General features: G+C 64.0%; 3 protein-coding genes. 1 reads left to right on the forward strand and 2 read right to left on the reverse strand.

The window, feature by feature from the left end; translation table 11 throughout:
• On the reverse strand, positions 1-673 hold a 673-nt coding region (locus tag KDH09_01890), incomplete at its 3' end, for a hypothetical protein (GenBank protein MCB0218420.1).
• Positions 674-687: 14 nt separating this feature from the next.
• Entirely contained in the window at positions 688-1,653 is a 966-nt protein-coding gene (locus KDH09_01895) for a hypothetical protein (GenBank protein ID MCB0218421.1), read from the reverse strand.
• A gap of 248 nt (positions 1,654-1,901) precedes the next feature.
• Here KDH09_01895 and KDH09_01900 point away from each other — a divergent pair.
• A partial coding sequence (locus KDH09_01900; protein ID MCB0218422.1) for a hypothetical protein occupies positions 1,902-4,796 on the forward strand: 2,895 nt, incomplete at its 3' end.

Genomic DNA, 4,796 nt, shown 5'->3' on the forward strand with positions numbered 1-4,796 from the left:
CGTCCATCGGGGTGAAGCTTGAAAGGGTTACCCCCGGCGGCGTTCCATAGGGCGCGATGAGCTTGCCCGACCCGTTGCGCAGCGAGGCCGTCCAGCTCGGCGGCACTTCCTGCACGGTGCCGGTGACGAAGATGTAGTCCCAGGGTCCGGCGGCAATTGCCTCGCCCGCAGTATCGAACCACTGGATGTTTTCTGGATTGAAGTTCTCGGCCTTTGCCGCGCTTAGGCGTTCGCGCACGTGCTCGGCCCACTCGCTGGAAGGATCCCAGACATGCACTTCCACGCCCATCGAGGAAAGGATCATCGCGGCCCAGCCTTCCTGCGCGCCGATCAGCAGGGCGCGGCGTCCGGGCTGGGGATCAAAGAGCGTGAGCACCATCGCAAGCTGGCTCGGCGGCCACAGCCACGGACCGCCCTCCGGCTGAAGGGGCACGTCCAGATAGACACGCGCGAGCGAATCGTCGCCGAGCAGGTCGTGGCGCGGGAGCTCCGCCATCTTCGAGCGCACACTCTCGCGCATCGAGTGGCGCGCGAGGTTGCGATACAGGAGCTGATGGCGCGCGGTCTCGAGCGTCTCCAGCGGAATCGGGCGTTCGGCCTGTTTCTCTTCACACGCCTGCAACCCCGCAGCGAGCGCGAACATCAGGGCAAACGTGGCGAGGGTTTTCATCATGGGGGTGCGATCCTTCATTCGGCGTTGGAGGAGACCCGGTCGATCTCGATTTCCTTGAGCACCAGCGAGAGCGGCATGCCCTCGACCGCGCCGGTTTCATCGTAATAGGTCTGCGTAATCTGCGCGGCAATCCAGGTGCCCTCGAAATTCCCGTAGACCGGTTCGATATCGTAGCGCAAGGTCTTGTTGGGCGTCTCCACCCAGGTCTTCATCACATCAACGACACGCTGGTCGTCGAGTTTCTGGTAGTAGGTGAGCGTCTCGAAGCTGGCATGGGCGCCCTCGCCCTCGATGAAGGAAACCATCCGGTTGGGGCTGAAGTATTTGTAGAATTCCTTGAGCGCACCATCGGGGTTTGCGCGCTCTCCCCAGACAACCATTCCCTTGTCGTTGCGCCCGACGCGCACGCCGTAGTCTTTCAAAAATTCTTCCTGCGTTCGCGGGACCACCAACTCGGCCAGCTTGAGCAGGGTGTTTTCCTGGCGTTTGAGCTCAAGCGGCTGCAGTTCACGGGGCCAGCCCAGGATGATGAGCTCGGGACCGCGCTCTGGCGACCACACGTAGTGGATCTCGGTAAAGGCACCTTCGGCATGCGCGTCGTCGGCGCCGTTCTTCTTGAGCCAGACGCGGAGCTGGTTGTCGATGAAGGGGCTTGTAAAGGTGATCCGAAGCCCCCGGATGCCCCGACGCTGGGGGTAGCTGTAGGCCGAGTCGATTTCGCGCCCGATCTCTGCGCCATCGGCGCTGACTGCGGCGGTCTTGTCGAATTCTTCCAGCACGGCCGGGCGAAGCCCGCTGCGACCACCGCCGAGCTCGACCGCCTCGGCCGGCATCGCGGCGTCGTCGGGGTTTTCCGGGACCGGCGCCTGGCGCGAGGCCAGGAATCCGCCCCCCGCGGCAGCCAGCACGAGCAGGACCACCACCAGGTAGGTGCGGGTGCGTTTTCGGTCCTGTTGTTCAATCTCGTCGAGTACGCCCATTTTGCCTCGATTCAGGATTTTCGCGGCACGTGCCGCTGCGAATCACCCAGGCCCCGCTGCCGGGTCCCTGTGATCCGCCTCACCGCTGAGATGCCGTAAGGTCTTGCAAATACTAATGAATTGGCCTAGACAGCGGCAACCCCGGGTCAATATACTTTTGTATACGGTTCAGGACTGCATGCGGTGGCACGAGGGGTCGATGCCAGGGGCCGCCGCTTGTCTTGCTTGAGATGGAGTGCCACGTCCAGATGTCATCGAATTTGCAGCATTTCCGCGTTTTTCAGCGCCTGGCCGCAGTATTTCTGCTCTGCCTCGCCGTTTTCGGCTGCGAGGGAAAGAACGTGCTCACCGTCCTGGGCCCCGGCGGCGGCGGTGGGACGCCGGATCCCGGGGACACCAACGCGCTCACGGTGGTCAACTACACCCCCGGCATCACCGAAGATGCGAGCACGACGACCCACATCATCATCCAGTTCGATCGCGCGCCCGATGAAGCGTCCCTGACCGACCGGGTCGAGCTGCGCTTCATCAATGAAGTGAACAATACGCAAAACCTCGTCCCGCTCACCCTGAACACGGACCCGGAATTCGCCGGGCTGGACCAGAGCGTGGTGATCTACGATTTGGCCTCGCCCCCGCTGCTGGCCTTTACCCACACCACCAACGGGGACTCGCTCGGACGAAGGCAGTTCTACCGGCTGAGTATCCTGCCCGGCATCAAAGCAGAGGGTGACGCGGGAACGCTGACAACCACCGTGGTCCATGATTTCGGAACCGGCGCCGAAGACACCGTGAGCAATTTCCCCGCAAGCATCGAGGTCAACGGAGAGAATCCCTTTCCCTCCATGCTGCCGCCGACTCACTTCTACTCCAACGAATCGACGCTCGATGTCTTCATTTCCGGCAGCGGCGACACGAACGCGCCGGTGCTGATGATCCTCAATGCCGACGACGGCGGCGCCGTGCCGGGCGACTTTGCCGTCCGCTACACACCTGGCGGCGGTCTCAGCGAGCTGATTGCGATTCCGGACACGCCGACCCCGCCCGACGAGACCGAATACGACGTCACGCTGACCGCTTACGATGCGTCCTTCAACGTGGCCAGCAAGACCTTCACCTTCACCTACGACACGCTGGCGCCGGACGCGCCGACGAATCTTGCCCGGAGCGACGGGATGAGCGACCCGGTCACCACCGATTCCATCGACGTGGACGTGACCTTTTCGGCAGCCCCCTCGCCCACCGGTGCCTACGAAGTGCGGGTGACCGGCGGTCTGATGCCCACGCCCATTGAGCAGGTGCTGGCCAACCCGCAAACCGACATCACTGTCTCGCTCCGCCAGAATCAGGGGAACAATCTGCAGGCGATCGCTTTCGATGCCGCGGGCAACATGTCCGCGCCCTCTGCGGTGCTGTCCGTCACCCACGACGATCTCGCACCGACCGCCAGCGTTCAGTGGGTCCCCGCGCTGGCGCTCAACACGACCAACACCATCAAGCAGACTACGGTCAAGGCACAGGTCTCGGTCACCAGCATGGAAATGGTCACGATTGAGATCCATTCCGACAAAGCCGCCAGCAATCCCATTGTCTCGAGTGTCGTTACAGGCCCGGTGACAAAGGTCCTGGATGTCGATCTGGCCTTTGTTGTGCCGGAGGATCCTCCCGAGACGGACCTGAGGGTCTATGTCTCCGACGGTGCGGGCAACATGATCGAGGTCGGCCCCTACACCGTCCGTCTCGACCTGAGCGTCGACCCCGCCCCCACCATCACGCGCCTTTGCGATGCCAACGGCCCGTGTCTGCCGGTGGGAACTGCAATGGGCGAGTGCGCTGCCACCGGCGGCATGCTTCCCCGCAGTTCAAGCTGCGTGCAGTATGATCTGGGCGCGCCGGGCGGATACCGCACCGCGCTCTCGGACATCTTTGCCTTCGGAACGGTGGAAGCGGGATCGACCCTGCGCTTCGTTCCGCCGGGCGGCCTGTTCGTCAACGGTGCGGCCGACCCCACCAGCGACGTCTTCCCCGCCGACGGGACCAACGGTCCCACCATTCGCGCAGTGGCAAGCGGCGGGCGCTTCGACATCGCGGCGACCGATACCAGCGGCAACCAGATCACGACCATCAGCGACGCGCAGCTCGTCACCGACAGATCCGCGCCCGACGCGCCGGCCTTCACCGGCGCTGCCAGTGACGGCATGACCTGCATGCTCAGCGTCAACACCTCCGACCCGGTGTTCGATGTGGTGCTCCTGCTCGAAGGTCCCTTCACCGGCGATTGCGACGCTCTGAGCATGGATTTCGATCTGACCGATTCGACCGACAATCCCGACCGGAGCCTGGGCGAGAGCCTGCTGGCCCGGGTCACGACGGACACGACCTTCGAGAGCAGCGCTGCGGCGCCGGCGGTTCCGCCCATGAGCATCAGCGCGAGCGTTCCGGGCATCACCCTGCCCGCCTCGTATGAGAATTCCATCAGCGAGTTCACCGCAACCACGGTGGACGCCGTGGGCAACGAGAGCGATCCCATCCGCGTGGCGGTCATTCACCGCACCGATTCCGAGACCGTCATTCCCGCTTCGATCGAGATGCTCACCAATTCCGGTGGCGACCACAACGGCGAGGCGCTCTCGTTCAGCGTCACGATGGGTCCGCCCGATATCATCAACACCCGCCCGACCAACGCGACCTCTGTGGTCATCGACGGACGCACCGACCCCTCCGCCGACGATGTGGAGCTGCTCGACGACACGCTCCAGCCCTTCATGACGCCGGTCACTGATGTGCCCGATGCTTCGACCGGCGCATTCAGCCTGAGCACGCCGGGCAGCGCCTTCAGCACCGACGGCACCTATACGTTCTATGTGCGCACGACGCGCACCACCATGATGGGCACCCAGACCGAGGACGTGCGCGTCAACATCATTTACGACACGACCGGCCCGACCACGACGCCGAGCGCGCAGATCACCGCTCCCCAGGGCGGCGCCACCGCGCCCGTCGCCATCGCCGTGGCCAACCTCGCCGACACGACGGGGCTCAATCAGGTGGAGCTGGTCGCGCGGCGCTTCAGCGATATTGCCTGCACCATGGCCGTCGCGCTTCCCATGGACGAGGTCTGCGAGAGCACGCTGACCAGCAAC

The organism is Chrysiogenia bacterium, assembly GCA_020434085.1.
Lineage (GTDB): Bacteria > JAGRBM01 > JAGRBM01 > JAGRBM01 > JAGRBM01 > JAGRBM01.

Bases quoted from the DNA above. Each gene is read 5' to 3' on its own strand.
- KDH09_01895 (MCB0218421.1), bottom strand. From the start codon at position 1,653: ATGGGCGTACTCGACGAGATTGAACAACAGGACCGAAAACGCACCCGC.